This is a genomic window from Dietzia sp. DQ11-38-2, assembly GCF_014145055.1.
Classification (GTDB): domain Bacteria; phylum Actinomycetota; class Actinomycetes; order Mycobacteriales; family Mycobacteriaceae; genus Dietzia.
Map to the genome: position 1 here is coordinate 2,797 of NZ_JAALDW010000472.1, position 729 is coordinate 3,525.

The following is a 729-nucleotide window of genomic DNA, read 5'->3' on the forward strand; positions in this document are numbered from 1 at the left end:
GCCCCACCGGTCTTTCGAACAGACGACGCGAACTTGGGGTCGTCGGCGTAGAGCGCATTCTCGATCTCGTCGAGCATGCGCTGCTCGTGCTCGGACAGGGGCACTGCGACCTCCTCAGAACGCTCGTGCTTACGAGCTCGGCCGGCTCGGCCGTGTGACGTGGACAGTCTACGGGGATCGGCCGGTCGAGGGTTCCTCCCATCATACGAGCGCAACGCGGTGGTGACCACCGCGATTCCGCGTGACGACGGGAAGCCTGCCCCACCCGTCGTCCACGGCGTCACGCCGCCGGCCCCAGAACCCCCAACCGCTCGTCCACCAGGTCCAGGAATCGGCCGACCGCCCAGAGGAAATCGTCCGCCATACGGTGTGAGACGTCGCGGGGCAGACCGTCCTCCACGGCGGCGGCGAGGGTCGAGAAACCGCCGAACGCGGAGGCCCATTCCGCCAATTCGGGCACTTCCGCGGCGAGTCTGTGCCATACATCGGAAGGTCCACGACGACGCGGCCCCGGGGACACGAGCGCCGCCGCCGCCGACCTCGCCGCGCGGTACGACTCGAGAAACCGGTCGGCGGGGGACGTCGCGGCCACGGCCCGGCCCCGGTGGATCTCGGCGCGCTCCGCTCGACCGAGGAACCCGACGGCACCCCCGGCTGGCGTACGGACCGGCGTTCTCGAACCCATCTGCCCTGCACCTCCCCTTCTGCGCCTCACGGTATCGGCGGGGA

General features: G+C 70.2%; 2 protein-coding genes. Both read right to left on the reverse strand.

Annotation, left to right across the window (positions count from 1 at the left end):
• The coding region (locus tag G6026_RS17585) for a DUF3040 domain-containing protein (RefSeq protein ID WP_182613626.1) at positions 1 to 104 on the reverse strand (104 nt) is incomplete at its 3' end.
• A 176-nt stretch (positions 105 to 280) separates the two neighbouring features.
• Positions 281 to 685: an SAV_6107 family HEPN domain-containing protein gene (locus G6026_RS14810; RefSeq protein ID WP_182613627.1), complete on the reverse strand. Its 405-nt coding sequence runs from the start codon at positions 683 to 685 to the stop codon at positions 281 to 283.
• Positions 686 to 729: the final 44 nt, after the last annotated feature.